Source organism: Hymenobacter ruber (assembly GCF_054783255.1).
Genome location: NZ_BAAGQX010000004.1, coordinates 847,544 through 868,393, shown reverse-complemented (window position 1 = coordinate 868,393; position 20,850 = coordinate 847,544). Strand labels below are relative to the sequence as shown.

23 protein-coding genes are annotated in these 20,850 nt (G+C 65.8%); 13 read left to right on the top strand and 10 right to left on the bottom strand.

The features are described 5' to 3' along the window. The first annotated feature begins 19 nt into the window (after positions 1–19). From ACYVM5_RS14265 to hemF, 4 genes are all read left to right on the top strand, one after another. The gene (locus ACYVM5_RS14265; protein ID WP_460618777.1) at positions 20–481 is read left to right on the top strand and encodes a FixH family protein; all 462 of its coding nucleotides are present in this window, start codon (positions 20–22) and stop codon (positions 479–481) included. 4 nt (positions 482–485) lie between these two features. Continuing rightward, positions 486–1,211, top strand: coding sequence for a sulfite exporter TauE/SafE family protein (locus ACYVM5_RS14260; protein ID WP_460618776.1), 726 nt, complete (start codon positions 486–488; stop codon positions 1,209–1,211). Between the two features lie 93 nt (positions 1,212–1,304). Then, positions 1,305–2,237 carry a universal stress protein gene (locus ACYVM5_RS14255; RefSeq protein ID WP_460618775.1) on the top strand — a complete coding sequence of 311 codons (933 nt, stop codon included), beginning with the start codon at positions 1,305–1,307 and terminating at the stop codon, positions 2,235–2,237. Between the two features lie 48 nt (positions 2,238–2,285). Continuing rightward, a complete protein-coding gene (gene hemF, locus ACYVM5_RS14250) occupies positions 2,286–3,248 on the top strand; it encodes an oxygen-dependent coproporphyrinogen-III oxidase (RefSeq protein WP_460618774.1) in 963 nt (320 codons plus the stop codon). On the opposite strand, the gene ACYVM5_RS14245 is transcribed toward hemF, so the two are convergent. From ACYVM5_RS14245 to ACYVM5_RS14225, 5 genes are all read right to left on the bottom strand, one after another. Then, entirely contained in the window at positions 3,245–3,409 is a 165-nt protein-coding gene (locus tag ACYVM5_RS14245; RefSeq protein WP_460618773.1) for a hypothetical protein, read from the bottom strand. The two genes, hemF and ACYVM5_RS14245, sit on opposite strands and share 4 nt — an antisense overlap. A 262-nt stretch (positions 3,410–3,671) precedes the next feature. Continuing rightward, positions 3,672–4,511 carry a universal stress protein gene (locus ACYVM5_RS14240; RefSeq protein WP_460618772.1) on the bottom strand — a complete coding sequence of 280 codons (840 nt, stop codon included), beginning with the start codon at positions 4,509–4,511 and terminating at the stop codon, positions 3,672–3,674. Positions 4,512–4,587: 76 nt separating this feature from the next. Next, on the bottom strand, positions 4,588–5,451 hold the full coding sequence (locus ACYVM5_RS14235) for a universal stress protein (protein ID WP_460618771.1): 864 nt from the start codon (positions 5,449–5,451) through the stop codon (positions 4,588–4,590). A 53-nt stretch (positions 5,452–5,504) separates the two neighbouring features. Next, positions 5,505–6,326, bottom strand: a complete 822-nt coding sequence (locus ACYVM5_RS14230) for a universal stress protein (protein ID WP_460618770.1) — start codon at positions 6,324–6,326, stop codon at positions 5,505–5,507. A 348-nt stretch (positions 6,327–6,674) separates the two neighbouring features. Continuing rightward, on the bottom strand, positions 6,675–8,144 hold the full coding sequence (locus tag ACYVM5_RS14225; RefSeq protein ID WP_460618769.1) for a L,D-transpeptidase family protein: 1,470 nt from the start codon (positions 8,142–8,144) through the stop codon (positions 6,675–6,677). Between the two features lie 221 nt (positions 8,145–8,365). On the opposite strand from ACYVM5_RS14225, the gene ACYVM5_RS14220 reads away from it, so the two are divergent. Both ACYVM5_RS14220 and ACYVM5_RS14215 read left to right on the top strand, forming a co-directional pair. After that, positions 8,366–9,178 (top strand): universal stress protein, encoded by an 813-nt coding sequence (locus ACYVM5_RS14220; RefSeq protein ID WP_460618768.1) that lies wholly within the window; start codon positions 8,366–8,368, stop codon positions 9,176–9,178. Positions 9,179–9,247: 69 nt separating this feature from the next. Beyond that, complete coding sequence (locus ACYVM5_RS14215) at positions 9,248–9,802, top strand: hypothetical protein (protein ID WP_460618767.1); 555 nt, start codon at positions 9,248–9,250, stop codon at positions 9,800–9,802. Positions 9,803–9,808: 6 nt separating this feature from the next. Here the strand turns inward: ACYVM5_RS14215 and ACYVM5_RS14210 are convergent, their stop codons facing one another. Next, complete coding sequence (locus tag ACYVM5_RS14210; protein ID WP_460618766.1) at positions 9,809–10,252, bottom strand: energy transducer TonB; 444 nt, start codon at positions 10,250–10,252, stop codon at positions 9,809–9,811. A gap of 192 nt (positions 10,253–10,444) precedes the next feature. On the opposite strand from ACYVM5_RS14210, the gene ACYVM5_RS14205 reads away from it, so the two are divergent. The 3 genes from ACYVM5_RS14205 to ACYVM5_RS14195 all read left to right on the top strand — a co-directional run bounded on the left by ACYVM5_RS14205 (position 10,445) and on the right by ACYVM5_RS14195 (position 14,090). Continuing rightward, positions 10,445–10,753 carry a hypothetical protein gene (locus tag ACYVM5_RS14205; protein ID WP_460618765.1) on the top strand — a complete coding sequence of 103 codons (309 nt, stop codon included), beginning with the start codon at positions 10,445–10,447 and terminating at the stop codon, positions 10,751–10,753. An 89-nt stretch (positions 10,754–10,842) separates the two neighbouring features. After that, positions 10,843–11,100 (top strand): hypothetical protein, encoded by a 258-nt coding sequence (locus ACYVM5_RS14200; protein WP_460618764.1) that lies wholly within the window; start codon positions 10,843–10,845, stop codon positions 11,098–11,100. A gap of 149 nt (positions 11,101–11,249) precedes the next feature. After that, on the top strand, positions 11,250–14,090 hold the full coding sequence (locus tag ACYVM5_RS14195) for a S8 family peptidase (protein ID WP_460618763.1): 2,841 nt from the start codon (positions 11,250–11,252) through the stop codon (positions 14,088–14,090). A gap of 52 nt (positions 14,091–14,142) precedes the next feature. Here ACYVM5_RS14195 and ACYVM5_RS14190 read toward each other — a convergent pair whose 3' ends face one another. Beyond that, complete coding sequence (locus tag ACYVM5_RS14190; protein WP_460618762.1) at positions 14,143–15,477, bottom strand: Y-family DNA polymerase; 1,335 nt, start codon at positions 15,475–15,477, stop codon at positions 14,143–14,145. Between the two features lie 108 nt (positions 15,478–15,585). Then, positions 15,586–15,987 (bottom strand): LexA family protein, encoded by a 402-nt coding sequence (locus ACYVM5_RS14185; RefSeq protein WP_460618761.1) that lies wholly within the window; start codon positions 15,985–15,987, stop codon positions 15,586–15,588. A gap of 292 nt (positions 15,988–16,279) precedes the next feature. Between ACYVM5_RS14185 and ACYVM5_RS14180 the strand changes: the two genes are divergently transcribed. Then, positions 16,280–16,528 carry a hypothetical protein gene (locus ACYVM5_RS14180; protein WP_198066551.1) on the top strand — a complete coding sequence of 83 codons (249 nt, stop codon included), beginning with the start codon at positions 16,280–16,282 and terminating at the stop codon, positions 16,526–16,528. A 163-nt stretch (positions 16,529–16,691) separates the two neighbouring features. On the opposite strand, the gene ACYVM5_RS14175 is transcribed toward ACYVM5_RS14180, so the two are convergent. Together ACYVM5_RS14175 and yiaA are read right to left on the bottom strand one after the other, a co-directional pair. Further along, complete coding sequence (locus tag ACYVM5_RS14175) at positions 16,692–17,381, bottom strand: DUF2459 domain-containing protein (RefSeq protein WP_460618760.1); 690 nt, start codon at positions 17,379–17,381, stop codon at positions 16,692–16,694. Between the two features lie 18 nt (positions 17,382–17,399). Continuing rightward, positions 17,400–17,804 (bottom strand): inner membrane protein YiaA, encoded by a 405-nt coding sequence (gene yiaA, locus ACYVM5_RS14170; protein WP_342296703.1) that lies wholly within the window; start codon positions 17,802–17,804, stop codon positions 17,400–17,402. A gap of 136 nt (positions 17,805–17,940) precedes the next feature. On the opposite strand from yiaA, the gene ACYVM5_RS14165 reads away from it, so the two are divergent. From ACYVM5_RS14165 to ACYVM5_RS14155, 3 genes are all read left to right on the top strand, one after another. Further along, entirely contained in the window at positions 17,941–19,524 is a 1,584-nt protein-coding gene (locus ACYVM5_RS14165) for a P-loop NTPase family protein (RefSeq protein WP_460618759.1), read from the top strand. Between the two features lie 65 nt (positions 19,525–19,589). Then, positions 19,590–20,351, top strand: a complete 762-nt coding sequence (locus ACYVM5_RS14160) for a glycosyltransferase family 2 protein (protein ID WP_460618758.1) — start codon at positions 19,590–19,592, stop codon at positions 20,349–20,351. 33 nt (positions 20,352–20,384) lie between these two features. Then, on the top strand, positions 20,385–20,807 hold the full coding sequence (locus ACYVM5_RS14155) for a hypothetical protein (protein ID WP_460618757.1): 423 nt from the start codon (positions 20,385–20,387) through the stop codon (positions 20,805–20,807). Positions 20,808–20,850 lie beyond the last annotated feature (43 nt).

The window sequence follows — 20,850 nt, the reverse complement described above, 5'->3', positions numbered from 1 at the left end:
GTTCCAGCAAACAACCCCCATGACAACCACTTCCAAACCCCGCACCATCTGGCCTTATGCCATCATTGCCGTGTTCGTGGTCTTCGCCGGCTACATCGGTTTTATGGTGCAGCAGGCCATGCGGACCACCGTCGACCTCGTCAGCCCCGACTATTACAAGCAGGAGCTGGCCTACCAGCAGCGCATGGAATCGGTGGCGCGCACCGCCGCCTTGCCCGCGCCCGTGCAGCTGCACCACGAGCCCGCCGCCCAGCGCCTCACCCTGCAGCTGCCCGCCACCCTGGCCGGCCAAACCGTGCGCGGCAACATCCACTTCTTCCGCCCTTCCGACCAGAAGCTGGACTTCGCCCTGCCGCTGAAAACCGGCACCCAGCAACAGTTCAACACCGCCAAAATGCGGCCCGGCTACTGGCGCGTGCGGGTCGATTTCACGGCCGACAATCAGGCTTATTTCGTCGAGAAAGAACTAATTATCCGCTAAAACCATGCTGTGGGCCGGCTTTTTATTCGGGTTGCTGGGCAGTTTCCACTGTGTGGGCATGTGCGGGGCCATTGCGCTGGCGCTGCCCGGGCCGGCGGCCGGCACCAGCCGGCTTCGCTACGTGGGCAGCCGCCTGCTCTACAACCTGGGCCGGGCCGCCACCTACGCCACGCTGGGCGCGGGCGCGGGCCTTTTGGGCCAGGGGCTGCGGCTGGCGGGCGTGCAGCGGGGCCTGTCGATTGCCTCGGGCGTGCTGATTTTGCTGCTGGTGGCCGTGCCCGAGCGCCACACGGCGCGCGTGGCCAGCCTGTTGGGTTTCAGTCGGCCGCTGGCTTGGGTGAAGAATACGCTGGGGCGGTTATTCCAGAAGTCGTCAGGGCCGGCGCTGTTTGCCACCGGGTTGCTCAACGGCTTGCTGCCCTGCGGCCTGGTGTACTTGGCCTTGGCTGGCGCGCTGAGCGCGCCAGGGGTGGCGGGCGCGGCGGGCTATATGGCCCTATTTGGCCTGGGCACGCTGCCGCTCATGCTGGGCCTTTCGCTGAGCGGGCAGCTGGTGCCGCTGGTCTGGCGCGGGCGCATGCGGCAGGCCGTGCCCTACGCGGCTTCGGTGCTGGCGGTGCTGTTCATCGTGCGGGGGCTGGGGCTGGGCATTCCTTATCTGAGCCCGCAATTGCAGGCCTCGGCCGTAGTGGCCGGGCATCAGCCAACCACCGTGCATTACTGTCATTGAAGCATTTACAAACACCCTTCAACTGCTTAAGAAGCAGCTTTTCAGTCATTTAACCCGGCATTCTGCGCCGCCAAAACCGCTTCCCGCTGCTCCATGAAAACCATTCTCGTCCCCCTCGACCACACCGCCGCCACCGAAGCCACCCTCGCCTACGCCAACAAGCTGGCCGTGCGCTGGCCGGCCGAGATTGTGCTGCTCTACTGCCAGCCCGCGGATGTCGTGACCACCCTCGAAGCCCAGGAGCAGCACCTCCAGAGCCTGGTGGAGCGTCTGCGCTACCAGCAGCTCACGCGGCAGGACGGCCGCCGCATCCGCTACCACTACCGGGTGCTGGCCGGCTGCCTGCACGACCACATCCGCGCCGAGGCCACCCGCTGCGCCGCCGACCTCGTGGTGATGGGCCTGGAGCACATCGACTGCGGCCGGCAGGAAGCCCCCGGCAACCACGCCGCCGCCCTCACCGAGCTCGTGGCCTGCCCCGTGCTGGTGGTGCCGCCCGGCCGCCGCGCCCTGCCCCAGCGCCTGGTGTTCCTGGCCGATTTCGGCACCCTCAACCCCACCGTGCTGCCCCGCCTGGCCGCCCTGGAAAGCGCCTTCCCCACCGCCCCGCTCGACCTAGTGCAGTTCTACGCGCCGGCCCAGCGGCCGCAGCGGCGCAGCCTGCGCCAGGGCCTGGCCAAAGCCGCCGCCCAGCTGGCCTGGGCGGCCCCCAGCGCCCTGCACCTGCTCGAAGACGACGCCCCGCTGGAAGGCATCAGCGAGTTCTGCGCCCACATTCAGGCCCAGCTTTTAGTGATTGCGCCCGCCAGTCCGGCCCAGCTGCTGCGCTATTTCGATGCCTGCTACACCACCACGCGGGCCTACCACACCCAGATTCCGGTGCTGGTGCTGCGCGCCGCCGAGCGCCCGCCCGCCGTGCAGTGCTGCGACAAATGCGCCGAGCGCCTGGCCCGGCAGGCGGCACCGGCCCGGGCCACGGCCACCGCCGGCAGCCGCGCCGCCTACCACGGCGTGAATTGGGTGTAGCCGCCGCGCCCGCCTGTTTTCTCTTCTTGTTTTTTGCTGATTTCACTTATGGAACCCTCCGTTTTACAACCACCAACCCTCTCCGCCACCACGCCGCGCATCATGGTCGAGCAGTGGATGCGGCAGTTTCAGGACTGGCTGTGCCACCGCCTCGAAACCGCCGACGGCAGCGGCCACCGCTTCACGCCCGAAGACTGGACCCACGCGGGCGGGGGCGGCGGCATCACCCGCGTGCTCCAGCACGGCAATATTCTGGAGAAGGGCGGCGTGGCCTTCTCGGCCGTGTGGGGCGAGATGAGCGAAGCCGCCGCCCGCCAGCTGCTCATGCCCGACCGCCGCTACTTCGCCACCGGCGTGAGCGTGGTGCAGCACCCGCGCAGCCCGCGCGTACCCATCTCGCACATGAACGTGCGCTACTTCGAGGCCGGCAACGGCGAAGCCTGGTTTGGCGGCGGGCTCGACTTGACCCCGATTTACGTGGATGCGCAGCAGGCCCGCTGGTTTCATGAGCAGATTCGGGAAGTGTGCCAGCGGCACAACCCCGACTACTACCCCCGCTTCAAGGCCTGGGCCGATGACTACTTCTACCTGCCCCACCGCCAGGAAACGCGCGGCGTGGGCGGCCTTTTTTTCGACCGCCTCACGGTGGGGCGCGACGGCTTGTTTGAGGAATTGTTCGCCTTCGTGCAGGACGTGGGCGAGGTGTACGGCCGCACCTACAGCGCCATCATGCGGCAAAACGCCTCCCTGCCCTACACCGAGCGCGAGCAGCAGTGGCAGCGCGTGCGCCGGGGCCGCTACGCCGAGTTCAACCTGGCCATCGACCGGGGCACGCGCTTCGGCCTCGAAACCGGCGGCCGCACCGAATCCATCCTCATGAGTCTGCCCCCACAGGCCGACTGGCACTACAACCTCACGCCCGCGCCCGCCTCGCCCGAAGCCGCCTCGCAGCAGTGGCTGCGCCAGGGCATCGACTGGCTGGGCGTGGATGCGGACGGAGCAGCGGCTTAGGCGGGCACCACCGTCAGGCGCACCGTCACTGGCGTGGGGGGGATGGAGAGCTGGCCCACACGCGGGGCTGGCACCGTGGTGGCCACCCACCCCACGCCCCATGCCGCCGAAACCGTGGACGCCACAAAAACCAGTTGCAAATGGTCGGCAGAAACTTGCATACGCCTGGCAGGAAGCCCTCCCGGAATTCCTGCATTAATGGATAAAACAGCCCGATTTAGCGCAGCCCCAACCCGTCAGCTGACTGGGCCCTCAGGGTGCGCAACCCGCCTCGTGAGCACAGCCCTAAAACTGCCTTATCCACCTTTAATATTCCATAACCAGCATCACATCAAAAGCTGATTTTTATCACTTTCTCCAGTCGATGACCGTTTGGAGCTGGGCGGTAACGGCAGTGGTTCAGCTGGTCACACCGTCCCGCGCTCAGCCACGCGGGTGGGCCGAGAGCAGCAGCACCGGCACCTTGGTATAGCGCAGCACGTGGTCAATCACGCTGCCGCTGACCAGCTTGTGCATCCAGCCGTGGCCCTGGTCGAGCAGCACCAGCAGGTCGGCGTTCAGGTCGTGCACCGCTTGCAGCACGCCCGACGCGGGCAGCTCGCTCCGCACCGGGTGCAACTCGCTGCCGGGTGCGGCAGCCGCCAGCCCGCACGCCTGCGCCGCCGCATAGCCAGCCCCGGTGCCGGCCGGAGCCCCTGGCGGCTGCACCGTTACGGGCAGGATTTCGCATTCCAGGGCATGAAGCACCGGGATTACGGCCGTGGCCGCTGGCTCCAGCAGAAAGGCCTGGTCGGCCTCCAGGGCCAGCACCACGCGGCGGGGCGGGTGCATGGCGGCATCGGGCAGGTGCTCGGGCACGAGCAGCAGCGGAAAGTTGGTTTGGCGCACCAGGGGCAGGGTGCGGTTGCTCAGCCACTCGTCGATGTAGCCGCTGGTGGCCGTGAGGCCGGCCACCAGCAGCAGCGGGTGGTGCTGGCTGAGGGCTTGCTCGATGGCGCTGGGCCAATCGGCCTCCAGCAGCTCGGCGGTGGTGTGCACGGGCATGGCATTGGCCACCTGCTGGAGGCTGCGGCGGGTGGCGGGCACGTACTGCTCGTCGAGCACGGGCAATACCGTTCCGTATTCGCTGACGATGGGCTGCGGCAGGAAAACGTGTATCAGGTGCAGGTCGGCCTTGAGGGGCGTGGCCAGGGCCGCTGCGTACACCCGGGCGCGCTCGGCCGCGAGCGAAAAATCGGTGAGGACAACGAAGTTGGGTTGCATGGCGAAGGGAAGAAAAGAGAGCAGAGCAGCTTGGTCATCAGTTCAGCAGTAATGTCTTGGCCTAGGCCGAAACGCCTTAGCTCATGCTGGGCATCCAGTCGGGCAGTTCGGGGGCTTCGGCGGGCAGCAGCAGCACCGGCACGGGGCTGTGGCGCAGCACCTGGGCCGAAACGCTGCGATGAAACAGCCGCCCCAAAAAGCTGCGCGTGCGGGCGATGAGCACCAGCAGGTCGATGCGCGGGCCATACAGTGCCTCCACAATGCCGGTGGCCGGAATGGGGTGGTGCGACTCCTGCAGCACCAGCGACGTGGCGGGCGGCAGCAGCTGGCTGGCCCGCACATCGGCCAGGGCCATGCGGCTGGACAGGGCCAACGGCTCGGGAGCGGCCGTGACGTGCACCACCGTGTAGGAAGCATGCCAGGCGGCCATGAGCGGAGCCAGGGCCCTGGCAGCGGCGTTGAGCCGGAAGGGCTCGGCATCGACGGCGATGACCACCCGGCGCGGCAGCCGGGGCTCGGGCGCGTCTTCGGGCACCAGCAGCAGCGGGCGGTGGGTGGCGCGCAGCGCGGGCAGGGCGCGGTTGTGCAGCAGGTGGTCGAGCAGGGTGTGCTCCTCGCTCAGGCCCAGGGCCAGCAGCAGCGGGTGGTGCCGGTGCACGGCCGCGGCCACCGCTTCGGCCAGGGGCTCCTGGGTGATGGTGACCCCGGTGGGCGTGGCCAGCTGGTGGCCCAGGGCTTCCAGGGCCTGCGCCGTTTCGGCCTGGCTACTGTAGGCGTGGATTCCGGCCAGCGTGGCCGGCTCGGGGTCCGACTCCGGGCCCTGGTAGAGGTGCAGCAGCTCGAGCCGGGCCTGGAGCGGGGCCCCCAACACGGCCGCCCACCGCGTGGCCTGCGCTGCCGAGTCCGACAGATTGGCGAGTACCAGAACAGAAGGATTCATGGCCGTGAACCGAAAAAAATGACGTTGAAATGTGCCGCACGCCCCTGCCCGGGCTACTCCTCGGCGGGCAGCACCAGCACCGGAATGGGGCTTTCCTGAATGAGCTGCGCCGTGACGCTGCGATGGAACAAGCCGCCCAGCAGGCTGTGCCGCCGGGCCACCACCACCAGCATATCGGCCTCCATGTCGGCGGCCTGCTGCAGCACGCCCCCCACCACGGTGGGCTGCTGGATGTGGTGCATCCGGTGGGCGTCTACCTCCTTCAGCATGCCGCGCTGATAAACGCTGGCCAGCACGTCCGGCGCATCGTCCGGCGCGGCTTCGGTGGCCACATGCACCACGTCGAGCGTGCCCTGGTTGGCCCGCAGCAGGCGCGACAGCAGGTGGTGGGTTTCGGGCAGCTGGAAGGGTTGCCCATCCACGGCCAGCAGCAACCGGCGCGGCGGGCGCACGTCCCAGCTCACGGTGGGCACCACCAGAAGCGGAAAGGGCGCGTGCCGCAGCAGGTCCATGGCCGTGTTGGTCACAATTTCGGCCGGCATGGTGGCCGAGCCGGGACGGCCCAGCACCAGCAGCAGCGGATGGTGGCGGCGCACCACGTCCTCCACCGCTTCGGGCAGAAAGTCCTCCGAGATATCTACTTCGGTGGGCACGTCCTGGCCGGCGGCCAGGTGCTGCAGCTGCTTGGCCGTTTGCCGCTCGGTGCTGGTGGTGTGGTGGCTGTATTCGGCCGGGGCCAGCAGGCCGTCGCGGCGCACGTGCAGCAGCACCAAGTGGGCGTGCAGCGGCACCGCCAGCCCGGCCGCATACGAGAGCGTGCGGTTGGAAACTGCAAAAAAATCGGTGAGGACGACGAGGGCGGGCGAATGATTCATGGCCAGAAAAAAAGCAAACGGAGCAAGTGAAAAGCAGGGAGCGCCCGGCCAGCGAAGGCCACCGCCGGAAACGAGCCGGCAGACCGGAACCGGTAGCAGCTCGGGGGCGCTAAGCCGAACGGCGGGCGTTGGCTTCCAGGCGCCAGCCCAGCAGGGTTAGCACCCCGGCCAGCAGCACCGAACACAGGAGAAGCAGCGGTTGCATAAGCAGCATTATGGGGGCGGAGAGAACGAGTTGGCGTTGAGCAGGTGTCCATTCAAATATCGAGAAGTCACCCCCTCGCCGCCGTGATGTTAATCGCCTTACTGTATGATTTTCATCATAAAGCAGCCGGTGGCAAAACCAGGCTAGGGCCGCAGGCCGAACAGCGCCTGCCGCAGGGATTCGTCGCGGTGGTACACATCGGCCATGAAGCGGAGCCGGCCGTTTTCGGCGGTGCAGGTGGCGTAGCGCACGTACAGGGGCAGGGGGCGGTTCAGGCGCACGTCGCGCGGGCGCGGCATCTCGGCGCACTCGTCTTCGGTGGGCAGCTGCACGGGGCGGCCTTCGCGGCGCAGCAGGTAGGCGGCCAGCTGCATGGGGTTCTGCAGCCGGATGCAGCCGTGGCTGAGAGCCCGACCGGCCGACTTGAACAGCGCACGCGCCGGCGTGTCGTGCAGGTACACGGAGTAGGGGTTAGCAAAGCGAAACACGATGTTGCCCAAGGCATTATCGCAGCAAGCCGACTGGCGAACGGTGTAATTGAAATTCTCTTCCGTGACCTTGGCCCAGTTGATGTGCCAGGGGTTGCGGCCCCGGCCCTGGGCATCGGTGAGGCGGTAGTTGTTGCGGTACAGGTAGCCGGGGTCTTTCTTGAGGCGGGGCAGGATTTCCTTGGTGGCAATGGACTGCGGCACGTGCCAGTCGGGGGCCAGCGTGAAGTAGCTGAGGCGGCTGCTGAGCGTGGGCGTGGGGGTTTCAGGCTTGCCCACCACCACGCGGTGGCGGCGCTGCACCGAGTCGCGGGCCACCACTTCCAGCTCGTAGGCGGGCAGGTTTATCAGGATGTATTCGGCTTCGGGGATGTCGTCCCAGCGCCAGCGTTCCAGGTTCAGGGCCACCTGCTCGTACTGCGCCCGCCGCCGGGCCGCCGAGTCGGGCAGCACCGGGGCGGCCAGCCACTGCGCCAGCGCCTGCTGCAGCTGGCGGTACTCGCGGTTGGCGGGCTGGCTGGCTTGCAGGGCGGCGGGCACATTGTGGCTGGCCAGGGCAGCACGCAGCACCGGGGCCGGCTGTGCGGCTGGCCCGGCCGCTTTCTCCCCCGCCGATGCCGTGTAGGGCCGCAGCCGCCCGCGCCGCAAATCGCGCAGGAAGGCCAGCACCGCGTCGCTGAGGTACACCTCGAGGCGGGCCTGCTGGGCGGCGGCCGGGTGCCGGGCGCGGCCCACCGAATCGCGCAGGGCCCGCAGTTGGTTGAGGCGGTAGTCGTCGGCGCTCAGGCCGTGCTCGGCGGCGCGGGCCAGCAGGGCCAGGGCGTCGCGGGTGTTGAGGCTATCGGGGGTGATGCCCCAGGCCGGCGCATAGTCGGCCCCGAAGAATGCCCGCACGGCAGCCCCGGCCTGCAAGCCCCGGGACTCGTCGGCGGCGCGCAGGCTGCCGGCGGCCGTGGTGTCGAGCAGGGCCTGAATGTAGTGGGCCACGGATTCGGTGGGTGGTGGGCTGGCGGGTTTGGTAACGGCCGGAGCTGGCCGCAGCACCTCCCAACCGGGCACAAAGTTGCCCCCCGGGGCCGTCAGGGCCAGGCACAGACAAACCGGCAGGAAGCGGAGGGCAGCCATCGGAAACAGCAGGCGTAATTCTTTATAATAGTAATTAATATATATTACTTAAACAAATTAGGCGGCCGGGCTTTCGGGCCGGAGCCGGAGATGCAGTATAAGGTCAGCTTCGCCCTGCGGAACATGATAAAAATCAGGCGTTTTCACTAACTTATTATAGCTGACCGGCATAACGCAGGCCGGTTCTTTGTCCTGCTCACTTTCACCAGCCTTTCCCGCTCATGACGGCCTCCCTGCTCATCCTCACCGACTTTTTTCAGGCCGCCAACCAAGCCCTGGACTACGCCACCAACCTGGCCCGCCCGCTTCATGCGCGCCTGGTGTTACTGCACGTGCGCCGCGATTCTGCACTCGACCCGGAAGCCCTTACGGGCAATTTTTCGAACCTGAGCAAGGAAGCCGTGGCGCTGGCCCTCAACAGCGTGGCGCGCGGCCTCCCCGTGCCCGTGGTGGCCGAAGTGGGCTACGGCCGCGTGGAAGTGGCAGTGGCCGATGCCGTGGCCCGGCACCACCCTGCCCTGATAGTGCTGGGCCGCCCCGACCACTCGGACCTGCCCGATGAGCTGGTGCAAACCACCTCACTGGAGCTGTTGCGTCACAGCCCCTACCCCATGCTGGTGGTGCCCCACCTGATGACCAGCACCGCCCCGCCCCGGCGCGTGCTGATGGCCGTGGACGGGGAGCCCTTTAGCCTGGGCGCGCACGCCGGCACCATGCAGGAAATCTTCACAAATCTGAAGGCCGAAGTGACCGTGCTGAACGTATCGGCCGGCCGCCACGAGCTGGACCCCGCCGCCCTGGAATCGGTGCGGCAAACCGGCCTGCTGCTCGACCTGCCTCCGGCGCACGCCCGCAGCGTGACCAACGCCAATCCGGTTCGGGGCATTCTGCAGGTGGCCCAGCCCCACGACTTCGATTTGCTGGTGGTAGTGGCCCGCGAGCGCAGCTTCCTGGGCAAGCTGTTTCACCACAGCGTGACGGCGCAGCTGCTGCTGGACAGCGCATTGCCCGTGCTGGTGCTGCCGGCGAAGTAGCCACCGCGGCACCTTCCGGGCGCGGGGCGCGTAGTTTGCGGCTGAACCCCGCCCGTGTAGCGCCTGCCCATGCCCGCCCTTTCGCCCGACCTCCGCAAAGCCCTTCTTCAGCTGCCGCAAAAAGAAAAAGACCAGCTCCTGGCCCGCCTCGTGGCCCAGGATGCAGTGCTGACCGAACAGCTGGCCTTTCGATTGCTCGAAGGCCCTGAGGCGCTGGAAACCCGCCGCACAGCCCTACGTGCTCAGGTCGACGACCCGGTGCGGGGTTTCCACCAAACCCCTAATGACCTGCTCGTTATCCTGCGGCAACTGCAGGCCCGGCTGGCCTACCACGCCAAAATCACCGACGATGCCTTTGGCGAAGCCGAGCTCAGCTGGCGCTTGCTGGCCAACGTGTTTCGGCACCAGGCCGCCAGCACGGCCCGGCTGCACGGCCCCACCCAGCCCCTGCTGCAGCACCTGGCCAAGCGTACCCAGGAAGCCCTGCGCCAAACCATGCGCCTGCACGAAGACTTCCACCTGGAACTGGCCGAAACTGCCAACGCTGTGCTGGCCGCGTTGTGGGAGTCGGGCGCGGCCCCGCTGGCACGGGAACTGGGCCTGCCGCGGGCTTTTGGCGGCTGAGAAATGTTAGAGCGCCCGAAACACGATGGGCATGGTCACGCTCACCCACACGGGCTGGCCGTGGACTTTGCCGGGCGTCCACCAAGGCATGAGGCGCACGAGGCGCAGGGCTTCTTCGTCGAGGCCGCTGCCCAGGCCGCGCACCACGCGCGGGTCGTGCAAATGGCCAGCGGGGTCCACGGTGAAGGTGACGTGGACTTTGCCCGACAGGCTGCGGTCGAGGGCGGCGGCGGGGTATTGCACCCTGCTGCTCAGGAACTTCACCAGCGCCGCATCGCCGCCGGGGAAGGCCGGCATTTCTTCGGCGGTGAAATAAACCGTGGGAGCCGCCGGCGGGGCGGCCGTACCGCCCTCGGTTTGGGCCGGCACATCTGCCGAAGCCGTCTGGGCCTGAGCCAAACTACTGGCCGCTGCACTCAATCCAGCAACCAGAGCGAAACGGCAAAGCATAAGGTGGTCTGGCTAAAGTTCTATGGCACAAAGCTACAGGTCCTCGCTACCGGCTTAGAAGCCTCAGAATTATCCTTTTGTTGTGGTAATGTTGGCAACATGGCCAAGTGCCGGGCCGCAGCCTTGGGCAGCATCCTTTCAGAGCCAAACTCAGTACAATACCCTGCTAGCCCGCCCCTTACTCCGCCGCTTATGGTCCCCTCCCCTACTTCCGACGCGTCCGCTCCGCGCGACCCGCAGCTTTCGGCCACCAACCTGCGCCTGGCCCTTGATGAGCTGGACGCCAAAATCAAGACCCTGCACAACCGCGCCCACGCCACGGCCGCTGGCTCGGCCAATACTTACGAGGCCCACGCCGCCACCCTCGAAGCCAAGCGCGCCCGCCTGGCGACGCAGCTCGCGCAAGCCGGCACTCCGGCCACCGGCTCCGAGCCCGGCCCCTGGCAGCAGCTGCGGCAAGACATCGAAAACCTGGGGCACGACGTACAGGCCTTATTGTAGCTGATTGCGGTTGATTAACGGCTTCATTCTCTTCAAAAGCATTTCCCAAACGCGTTTCCTCCCTTCAGTCCCTTGTCTTTTTTACCGTTATGCACAAGATTTTCTCCCTGCTCCTTCTGGGCTTCGGCCTGAGCCTAGCTCTGCCGGCCACCGCGCAGTCGCGTCCCAAGCTGAAAAAGCGCGCATTTTCCCATACTTCAGAATCAAGCAAGGGTAAAAATAACAAGGCCCACTTCCGCCCTGAAAACGGCGGCAGCCGCCCGGTTATCGACCTGAAGCCCCACAAGCTGGAATCCTTCAAAACCACTAAATCGCCCAAGCCTTACAAATACTACAATCCCAAGTAAGGTCCGTCTCGCGGTCATTGTCAGCCAAAGCCGTCGCTTCTGCCGAAGCGGCGGCTTTGCTTTTTCATTTCCCACCAATAATCCGAACCGCGTAGTAAGTCCGTAAGCACTTATCTTTAACTACAATATCCACGCGACGCTTCTGTCTGATGAAAAACACATTACGCGCACTATTTTTCCTATTGGTAATAGGAGTTGGGCAGTCGGTCAGCGTTTGGGCTGCGCCACCTACCATCCCCGGCCGCGTGGTGCTGAAGCTACGGTCCGGCCAGACTCCGGCCGTCCTGGAGGCCGCGCTTAACGCCTTGAATGCCCAAGGCCTGCGGCAGAAATTCCCGCACACCCAGGCCCCCAGCGCCGAGCGGCCCGGCAGCGTGGATTTGCGCGGCATTTATCAGGTTGAGCTGCCCGCCACCATGTCGCTCGACCGCGCCCGAACCGTGCTGCTGGGCACCGGCGCCGTGGAGTACGTGGAGCCGCTCTACATTCGCCGGCCGATGTACCAGCCCAACGACCCCCGGGCCGACTCCACGCTCACCAGCCTCACGGCCAGCCAGTTCTACCTCAAGCAAATCCGGGCCTACCGCGCCTGGGACGTAACCCGCGGCGACAGCAGCATCGTCATCGGCATCACCGACGGCGGCGTGCGCCTCACCCACGAGGATTTGCGCCAGCAAATCAAGCATAACTACGCCGACCCCGTGAACGGGCGCGACGACGACGGCGACGGCTACGTAGACAATTTCACCGGCTGGGACCTGGCCAACAACGACAACGACTGCGGCTACGACATCAACATCATCCACGGCTCGCTGGTGGCCGGCGTGGCCACCGCCCGCACCGACAACGGCCTCGGCATTGCCGGCCTGGGCAACCAGTGCCGGTTTCTGCCCCTGAATATTTACCCCAACACGCCCACGGGCAGCTTTGCCGGCTACGAGGCCATTGTGTACGCCGCCGACCACGGCTGCCAGATTATCAATATGAGCTGGGGCGCGCCGGGCGGCTACTCGCGCTTCGAGCAGGACGCCATCACCTACGCCGCCGTGAACCGCGACGCCGTGGTAGTGGCCGCCGCCGGCAACACCAGCGCCGATATCCTGTTCTACCCCGCCTCCTACGACCATGTGCTGTCGGTGTCGGGCGTGAGCAGCACCGACCAGAAAAGCCCCGCCGCCACCTTCAACCACCGCGTGGATATGGTGGCGCCGGGCCTGAGCATCCTCACCACGCAGGGCTACCACACGGTATCGGCCGGCGGCGTGGCCGATGCTGACTACGTTGCGGTGGGCGGCACCTCGTTTGCCGCGCCATTGGCGGCAGCAGCGGCGGCGCTGGTGCGCTGGCGCTTTCCGCAGCTCACGGCGGCCCAGGTGATGGCCCGCCTGCGCCAGACCACCGACAACATCGACGCCCTGCCCGCCAATGCAGCCTGGGCCGGCCGCCTTGGCACGGGCCGCCTCAACGTGCTGCGCGCCCTCACCGCCAACCCCAAGGAAGCGCGCGTAGTCGCCAGTACCTTCCTGCCCGCCCGGCCCGCCTATGCCCCCGGCGACACCCTGCGCCTGGCCGTGGACGTGCAGAACCTGCTGCAGCCGGTGGCCGGACTCACGGTTACGCTCACCTCGCTGTCGCCCTACGTCACGGTGCGGCAGGGCAGCTTTGCGGTGGGCAACATGGCCACGCTGGCCCGCGCCACCAACTTCACCGTGCCCTTCCGCCTGGCCGTGGCCGCCACCGGCATTCCGCTCAACACCACCGCCACGCTGCGCTACCACATTACCGATACCGGCGGCTTTCAATACGACCAGTACGTGGACCTGATGCTGAACCCCGACTACGTCATTCTCAATGCCAACGACCTGGCCCTCACGCTTACCAGCCGGGGCAATCTGGCTTTCGATAACCTGGCCGGTACTGTGGGCGCGGGCCTGAGCTACCGCACCAGCGGCAACATTCTGAGCGAGGGCGGCCTGCTACTGGCCACCACGCCCACCCGCGTGTCGGACCGGCTGCGCACCAGCGGCGGGCAGTCGCGGCAGTCGTTTTTCAGCCTGCGCCAGGCCACCCGCCAGCAGCCCGGCCCCCGCGCCGACCAGGAAGCCCGCGTAGCTTTTCAGGACACTATTCCGGTAGCGGGCAGCCGCGTGCGGAGCGTGGGCGTGGCCGTGCGCCAGCGTGCCTACGCCTGGGCCACGCCCGGCCGCCGCGATTTCGTGGTGCTGGAATATTCGCTCAAAAACCTCACCGCCGACACCCTCAAACCGTTCTACGTCGGCATTTTCACCGATTGGGACCTGCCCAACCCCGACGGCGCGGCCCGCAACGCCGCCGCCTACGATACCGCCCGCGCCCTGGGCTACTGCTACGCGCTGGGCGGCCCGGCCGGCACCACGCCCCCAGTGGCCTATGCGGGCGTCCGGCTGCTGCGCGGTGGCGCACTGGCCGTGTATTCCATTGATGGTGGTGCGCCCGCCGGCTCCCCCATCCGCCTGGCCGACGGCTTTTCATTGGCCGAAAAATTCCTGGCCCTGAGCAGCGGCACCGCCCGCGCCCAGCGCACCGCCGGCCTGCCCAATGGCGCCGATGTATCGCAGGTGGTGGGCACCCGCCTGGCCCGGCTGGCCCCCGGCGACTCCACCACGGTGGCCTTCGCCGTGCTGGCCGCCCCCACGCTGGCCCAGCTGCAAGCCTCGGCCGATGCGGCGGCGACGGTTTACGGCGCGGTTTTGCCCACGCGCCCGGCCGCTTTGGCAGCAGGCTTTAATGTTTACCCTAACCCTACTACTGGCTTGCTGCGGGTTGAACTAGCGGCAGGATTGGGCTTGCGCGAGTTGCTGCTCTGCAACGCGCTGGGGCAAGTGGTGCGCCAGCAGGCGGCTAGCGGCACGGCTGCCACCCTCGACCTGGCGGGGCTGGCGCCGGGGCTGTACGTGCTGCGGGAGCAGGGCACCGGCGGCGTCCTTACCCGGACGGTGGTGCTGCGCTAGCAGGCTGCCACTCGCGTCAGCAATGTCACGACCCAGGTCATTTATCGACCGGTTAATGCACCATCCAAAGCTCGTTCCAGCCGGTGGTGTAGCGGGGCGACCGATGTGCGGAGCGCCCCGCCCAGGCCGGTGCCAGCGGCTGGCCCGACGACGATTTAACCCCAACGGCTGCCGCCAACTGCACCAGTGGCCGGCCGTAGCGGTTGTTCAGCGCATCCAAAGTTGTCATCAATTGTTGGCGTCGCTGCTGGTCGGCTGCCGGGGCGCTGAACAGCCCCAGCTGCGCCTGCCCCATCGGCTCCAGACCACTGAGCAGGATGCCCGCCCGGTGGTAGGCCACGCCGGGCCGGGCCAGCTGGCGCAGGCCGCGCAGGGCTGCCTGCGTGAGCACGGCAGTGTCGCTGGTGGCATCGGGTAAATTGACCACTGCGGTGCGGGTGGCCGGGCCGGCCGTGGGCGCGTAGCGGTCGGTGCCCAGAACAATGGTTACCAAGTACGCAGCCAGGCCGTGGCGGCGCAGCTTCACGGCCGCTTTGGCGGCGAAGGTGGCCATTGCCTCGGCCAGCACGGCGGCCTCGTGCTGCGGCCGGCCGAAGGAACGGGTGCAGGTGACGCTGTGGCGGCTGGCCGTGCCAGAGTTCAGCGGTTCGCCGTCGTCGTCCCATTCGGCAGGGTTCCAGCCGAGGCAGGGCTGGCCGTGCAACTCACGCCATAGCCGCTGGCCCACCACGCCACCCAAGTGGCGGCGCAGCCAGTGCTCGGGCAGGGCCGCCAGGGCCGCGCCCGTATCAACATTCATTTCCAGCAATTTGCGCGCGTAGCGCCGGCCGATGCCCCACACGTCGGCAATGGCGGTTTGGGCCAGGGCGGCCTCGCACTCGGGGGGCGTGGCCAGCACCAGTACGCCCGTAGTGCGCTGGCGGCGGGCCAGGCGGTTGGCCAGCTTGGCCAGGGTTTTGGTAGGGCCGATGCCCACGCAGACCGGAATACCAGTGTGCTTTATCACCGTTTTGCGCAGCTTCCGGCCGTATTGCAGTAAGTCAGGCGCCAGCATGCTCATTCCCCGAAAATCCAGGAAGGCCTCGTCAATCGAATAGACTTCCACGCCCGCCGCGAAGTGGCTCAGTACCTGCACCACCCGTCGGCTCATGTCGCCATACAGGGCATAATTGGAGGAAAACACGCGCACCTGGTGCTGCTCCAGCAGCGGGCGCACGAGGTGGTAGGGCTCGCCTATTTTCAGGCCCAGGGCCTTGGCTTCGTCGGAGCGCGAAATTAGGCAGCCGTCGTTATTGGAAAGCACCACCACGGGCCGGCCCTCCAGCTGCGGCGCAAACACCCGCTCGCAGGAAACATAGAAGTTGTTGCAGTCGACGAGAGCGTACATAGACCTGAAGGCTTGATTCGGCGGGAAAATCCCCCCATCTATCGGTTTATAACCATGCATGAGAATGCGGGCTCTACGTTTGTAGTGCACCCGGGCGGCGGTGCCTGGCTACTGTCGGCCAGCCCCCGCCCCGTTATTGCCCAGCGAATGAATGACGTGCGTGACCACTCCCCACACCACCAGGCCCATGTCGCGGCTCACGGCCAGGGGCGGGTAGCGGGCGTTTTCGGCCACCAGCCAGGGCTGCCCGGCCCGCAACTGCAAGCGCTTGAGGGTGTGCTCGCCCTCCACCACGGCCACCACAATGCTGCCGTGGGCCGGGCGCAGGGCGCGGTCCACGGCCACAAGGTCGCCGGGCTGGATGCCGGCCCCGGTCATCGAGTCGCCGCTGACGCGGGCCAGGAAAGTAGAGGCCGGATTTCGGAACAGGAGTTGCGTGAGGTCAAACGGCGCGTCGAGTTGGTCGTCGGCGGGCGAAGGGAAGCCGGCCGGCACCGGGCAACTAAACATTGGCAACTCCCGAGTGCTAAAATGAGAAGCAGCGATAAAATCGCCAATACATGCAGTCATAACAATATTTAGGATATTCAGCAGCACCGTACCGCGGCCCTAATTACTAAATAAATTAGCTAATTGTTTCACCTCACCCTCCCCATTGCACAACAAAATTTTATTAGCCGATTTAAAACCTTCATGGTATAATCATGTTGTAAATACTAAATTCATCAACTAATCCCCAAAAAAGCATAAATAAAATTCTTTCCAATTTTTTTAGTTTACCGTAATAATTGTATCTTTGGGTATGTCAAACGTCAAGCTCCCTACGCCGCTGCCCGTGCAGCAATTTGCCCGTTGCGTGAACGACGCGCAACGTCCGGCCGACTACGTTGGCGACTGGCCCGAGGCCGGCCGCGTGTATGCCGTGCGCGTGTTGCCGCACGTGCGCACCGGCCATCCGCAGGTCCACGTCCTTGGTTTCTATGCCGAGCGTCCCTACGGGGCTTTTGCCGCCCACCGCTTCGAGCAAGTGGCGGACGTATGGTTGAACTAGGCCGCGCCGGCCGTTCGCCCGATGGTTTCATCCCTTAAGACCCCGCTGGTTTCATCGCCGGCGGGGTCGGTTTGTTTTAGGGGGGTGGATAATCACGGATAAAAGAACGTCATGCTTCGCTGCGCTCTGCATGACGTTCATTATGTCTATTCCAACACCCCGGCTACCGGCCGTAGATGTGGAAAATCCCTTTATCCGAAGGCGTCCAGAGGCAGGCGCGCTGGCCGCTGGCTTTCAGGGCGTTGTTGGTCCAGGTGTTGCAGGTGTAAAGGAAGCTGTAGACGCGGTGGGCCTCGTAGAAAGCATCGTCCTGCCCGTAGCTGTGGCCTTTGATGTGCTGGGCGCGGCCGGCCGCATCGAGGGCGAAGCTGCGCTGGATGTAGGCAATCAGGCGGGCGTATTCGGCGCGGCTGAGGTGAAGCGGGATGGTTTCGGGGCCGGGCGCGAGGCTGTGGAAGTAGGTGGTGTGCATGGCCGAGGAGCCCAGCCAGAACGCCGCCACTAAGGCAGTGCTGAACTTGAGGTCGGCCCAGGTGGGCGTGTCGAGGTAAAAGCCCTTATCGCCCCAACCGAAGGCGATGTAACGCATGGTACTGTCCTGCGAGGGAATGTTGGCGATGGGCAGCGACTGGTTCCAGTCAATCTGGTCGGTTTTGATGGGCAGCACGATGTCGGTGTGCACGCCGTTGGTGTGCAGGAAAACGGTGACATCGGCCGGGGCGTTGGGGTCGGTTTTGGCTACCGGGATGGCGGACAGCACCAGGGCCGTGCCCACGTAGAGCGCCGCCACGCCGATGATGCCGCCAATGGTATATCCAGTGAATTTTAGGGTTTTGCGAAGCGTAAGCGGCATGGATTGGGGTAAGCGGATTTATTGAGCGACACCCGAACGCTGGCTGTCGCGGGTGTTCTTCTGCACGGCAATGGCCGCGAACATGCTCAGCAGAAACGACATGGCGTAGAAGCCTTTTTCGCTCAGGGTAAGCGTGGCGTTCCAAAGCCCGACGGTGAGCAGCAGAATGCACAGTACGGTAGAAAACCAGCTCAGGCCGTAATAAATATTGGTGACGGGGATGCCTTCGAGGCGGTCGCGCACACTTTTTTGCAGGGAAATGGCCGAAAACAGGCCGTACATGAGCACTGTGAAGTAGTAGCCTTTCTCGTTCAGGGGCATGGCGGCGTTCCAGAGGCCGATGATGAAGGCGGCCAGGCCGGCCAGCAGGGCCACCCAGGAAGCAGCGATAAAGGCATTGGACGGTTGCGGTTGGGGGTTCATAGGGCGTGGAAATGGTTGAGTTTAACGCCGCCAAGTACGGCATAAACCGGGGAAGCCCCGGGCTGGGGCCAACCGGCCGCCGCCTGTACTTTTGCCCGGCTGCTGCCAGTTGCGGCGGCCTCTCCCTCCCCTTTCCATGTGGACTTCGACCTCCGAGCGGCTGGCTGCCCTCGATGCCGAATGGCGGCAGCCCACGGCCCGCTTTCGCAACTTCCCGCTCATTGCCCGCTACCACGCGGCGGTGCAAGCCGAGCCCGCCTACCACCGCCTCGACCAGCAAACCTGGACCGACCTGAACGGCGACGAGCTATTCACGCTCCTCGACGGCACCGTGAGCCGCGTGGGCCAGCAGTGCCTCTACCACCGCCTGCGCAGCCCGCTGAATGATGCGGCGGCCCTGCAAGAGTTCGACAAAGCAGTTGGGTTCTTTGCCGCCCACCCCACCGAGCGCGGCCAGGTGCAGCTGGCACTCAGCCGCCTCACCTCCACCGAAGCCTATTACCTGACGGACCTGCTGGCCGGCGAGGCCCTACCCGAACTGCCCTGGGCGGCCACCGCCCCGGTGCTGGTATTGCTATTGCTGGCCACGGCGGTGGGCGGTTTTTGGGAGCCGGCGCTGTGGCTGCTCACGGCGGGGCAGTTGCTGGTGCACACGCTGCTGCACTTCTGGAACCGGGCGCGGGTGGTGGCCGGGGTGCGGCCCATGCTACAGCTGGGCAGCCTCTACCGCGCCGGGCGCGACCTGAGCCGCCTGGGCCTGCCGCTGCCTGCGCTAAGCGGGCTGGCCGCGCCGCTGGGCCGGCTGGGCTCCATCGTGAACAAGGTGGCTTTTTTGCAGTTTGAGGGCCAGCTGCAATCGGACCTGGCCGCCCTGCCGTGGCTGATATTGCAGTACATCAAGATTGTGCTGCTGCTCGATTTCATCGTGTACCACCGCTGCCGGCGCGACGTGGAGCAGCACGCCGACGCCATCCGGGCCGTATTCAAAGCGGTGGGCTACGCCGATTGCGCGGTGGCGGTGGCCGGGTTTCGGGCCAGGTTTCCGCACTGCGCCCCGGTTTTTACAACCGAAGAAACCGGCCTGCGCCTCACCGCTGCCTACAACCCGCTGGTGCCCGGCTGCGTGCCCAACAACCTGACCGTAACCGGGGCCAGCGTGCTGCTCACGGGCTCCAATATGTCGGGCAAAACCACGTTTATGCGCACCACTGGGCTCAATACGCTGCTGGCCCAGACCATTGCCACCTGCCCGGCGGCGGCCTACGCGGCCCCGTTCCGGCGGGTGGTGTCCAGCATCAACCTGGCCGACAACCTGCCCGAGGGCAAGAGCTACTACTTTGCGGAGGCCGAGGCCGTGCTGGGCTTCATCCGGCAGGCCGAGGCGGGCGGCTACCTGTTCATTCTCGATGAGCTGTTCAAAGGGACCAATACGGTGGAGCGCATTGCGGCCACGCAGGCGGTGCTGGCGCACCTGCAAATGCGCAGCCTGGTGGTGGCCTCCACGCACGACGGCGAATTGGGCGCGCTCCTGGCCCCGGCCTTCACCGAGTACCACTTCTCCGAAACCGTGACCGAGACCGACTGGTACTTCGACTACCAGCTCAAGCCCGGCCCGCTCACCACCCGCAACGCCATCCGGCTGCTGGCCCGGGCCGGCTACCCGGCCGGCATCGTGCAGCAGGCCCTGGCCCTGAGCCACACGCTGGATGCGGCCGGATGAGCGAGTTACGCCCTGCAACGGTTGAAACGGCAACTTTTTAGCCATGCAGACCGAACAAGCAGGCTATGAACTTTGCCGTTATCACCCCCACCCATCAGCGCCGCGAGCTGCTGCCCGAAGCCGTGGCCAGCGTGAGCGCCAGCATCAGTGCCCCGCTTAATTTCTCCTTCGAGCACCTGATTTACGACAACGGCTCGCGCGATGGCACGGCCGCCTACCTGCGCGAAGCCGCCGCCCAGCCCGGTGCGCCGCTGCGCCACTGGCACTCGACCGGCCGCCAGCTGGCTGGCGCGGCCCGCAACCGCCTCATCGCGGAAGCCGCGCCCGAGGCCTGGATTGTGCCCCTCGACGACGACGACATCCTGCTCCAACGCACGCTGCATAATTACGCCGCCCAAATCCAGGCCCACCCCGGCCGGCCGTGGTTCGTGGCCGATTTTCTGCGCGTGGACGAAACCGGCCGCTACCTGCCCAACGAGGATTACTACGCCTGGCAGTTTGAGTCGCCCACGGCCATGCTGCAAGCCATTTTCCGGGCCGAGCATTTTATTCAGGGCAACGTGTGCTACCGCCGGGCTTTGGTGGATGAGGTAGGCGGCTACGACGGCGAGCTAAAGATGGCCGAGGACCTCGACCTCTACGTACGCTTTTTGCTGGCCGGGAAGCTGCCCGTGGTGTGCCCGCACATCAGCCACCTGCACCGCTTTCATACCCGCAACGTGAGCATTGGGGTGGATGCCGAGACGCACAACGCCGATTTGCGGGTGATTTATCAGAAATACGCCAAGCAGCTAAAAGCCCTGGGCGTAGCTGCGCCCGGAAAGTAGCGCGCGCCTTATTTTTGGGCTTTTGCCCGCCCCATGTCCGCTCCCGCGCCCCAGGTTCAAGAAGAAGTATACGCCATCCCGGCCGCTTACCGGAAAATGGAGAATACCCACATCCTGTTCTGGCTGCTCAAGGACATTGCCTGGTGCATGGTGTGGCGGCCGCTGGGCCTGCTCATGGTGCTGCCCACGCTGGGCATTGCCCTGGTCATTGCCTGGCGCACCCGTGCCTACGCATCGGAGCTGGCCCACAACCTAGCCATCGTGTTCTGGATTACGGCCAACTCCTACTGGATGACCAGCGAATTTTTTGGGTTCGATACCGTGCAGGTGGCCCCGCACGTCACGGGCAAGCACCTAGCGCTGGTGCCGTTTCTCATCGGGCTGGGCATTTTGCTGTACTATTATCTGGTGACGAAGCCCCGCGAAACGCGCGCCAGCCAAGTAGCCACGCTCTAAGTAGCGCGGACTTTGTAGTCCGCGTCACCGCGCCGTTACGGTT

Coding starts and splice junctions, on each gene's coding strand:
- ACYVM5_RS14245 (WP_460618773.1), bottom strand. CDS start 3,409: ATGCAAGTTTCTGCCGACCATTTGCAACTGGTTTTTGTGGCGTCCACG.
- ACYVM5_RS14155 (WP_460618757.1), top strand. CDS start 20,385: ATGTCCGCTCCCGCGCCCCAGGTTCAAGAAGAAGTATACGCCATCCCG.
- ACYVM5_RS14225 (WP_460618769.1), bottom strand. CDS start 8,144: ATGGCTGCCCTCCGCTTCCTGCCGGTTTGTCTGTGCCTGGCCCTGACG.
- ACYVM5_RS14200 (WP_460618764.1), top strand. CDS start 10,843: ATGCACAAGATTTTCTCCCTGCTCCTTCTGGGCTTCGGCCTGAGCCTA.
- ACYVM5_RS14240 (WP_460618772.1), bottom strand. CDS start 4,511: ATGCAACCCAACTTCGTTGTCCTCACCGATTTTTCGCTCGCGGCCGAG.
- ACYVM5_RS14220 (WP_460618768.1), top strand. CDS start 8,366: ATGACGGCCTCCCTGCTCATCCTCACCGACTTTTTTCAGGCCGCCAAC.
- yiaA (WP_342296703.1), bottom strand. CDS start 17,804: ATGAACCCCCAACCGCAACCGTCCAATGCCTTTATCGCTGCTTCCTGG.
- ACYVM5_RS14180 (WP_198066551.1), top strand. CDS start 16,280: ATGTCAAACGTCAAGCTCCCTACGCCGCTGCCCGTGCAGCAATTTGCC.
- ACYVM5_RS14195 (WP_460618763.1), top strand. CDS start 11,250: ATGAAAAACACATTACGCGCACTATTTTTCCTATTGGTAATAGGAGTT.
- ACYVM5_RS14210 (WP_460618766.1), bottom strand. CDS start 10,252: ATGCTTTGCCGTTTCGCTCTGGTTGCTGGATTGAGTGCAGCGGCCAGT.
- ACYVM5_RS14255 (WP_460618775.1), top strand. CDS start 1,305: ATGAAAACCATTCTCGTCCCCCTCGACCACACCGCCGCCACCGAAGCC.
- ACYVM5_RS14235 (WP_460618771.1), bottom strand. CDS start 5,451: ATGAATCCTTCTGTTCTGGTACTCGCCAATCTGTCGGACTCGGCAGCG.
- ACYVM5_RS14160 (WP_460618758.1), top strand. CDS start 19,590: ATGAACTTTGCCGTTATCACCCCCACCCATCAGCGCCGCGAGCTGCTG.
- ACYVM5_RS14260 (WP_460618776.1), top strand. CDS start 486: ATGCTGTGGGCCGGCTTTTTATTCGGGTTGCTGGGCAGTTTCCACTGT.
- ACYVM5_RS14205 (WP_460618765.1), top strand. CDS start 10,445: ATGGTCCCCTCCCCTACTTCCGACGCGTCCGCTCCGCGCGACCCGCAG.
- ACYVM5_RS14215 (WP_460618767.1), top strand. CDS start 9,248: ATGCCCGCCCTTTCGCCCGACCTCCGCAAAGCCCTTCTTCAGCTGCCG.
- hemF (WP_460618774.1), top strand. CDS start 2,286: ATGGAACCCTCCGTTTTACAACCACCAACCCTCTCCGCCACCACGCCG.
- ACYVM5_RS14230 (WP_460618770.1), bottom strand. CDS start 6,326: ATGAATCATTCGCCCGCCCTCGTCGTCCTCACCGATTTTTTTGCAGTT.
- ACYVM5_RS14165 (WP_460618759.1), top strand. CDS start 17,941: ATGTGGACTTCGACCTCCGAGCGGCTGGCTGCCCTCGATGCCGAATGG.
- ACYVM5_RS14190 (WP_460618762.1), bottom strand. CDS start 15,477: ATGTACGCTCTCGTCGACTGCAACAACTTCTATGTTTCCTGCGAGCGG.
- ACYVM5_RS14265 (WP_460618777.1), top strand. CDS start 20: ATGACAACCACTTCCAAACCCCGCACCATCTGGCCTTATGCCATCATT.
- ACYVM5_RS14185 (WP_460618761.1), bottom strand. CDS start 15,987: ATGTTTAGTTGCCCGGTGCCGGCCGGCTTCCCTTCGCCCGCCGACGAC.
- ACYVM5_RS14175 (WP_460618760.1), bottom strand. CDS start 17,381: ATGCCGCTTACGCTTCGCAAAACCCTAAAATTCACTGGATATACCATT.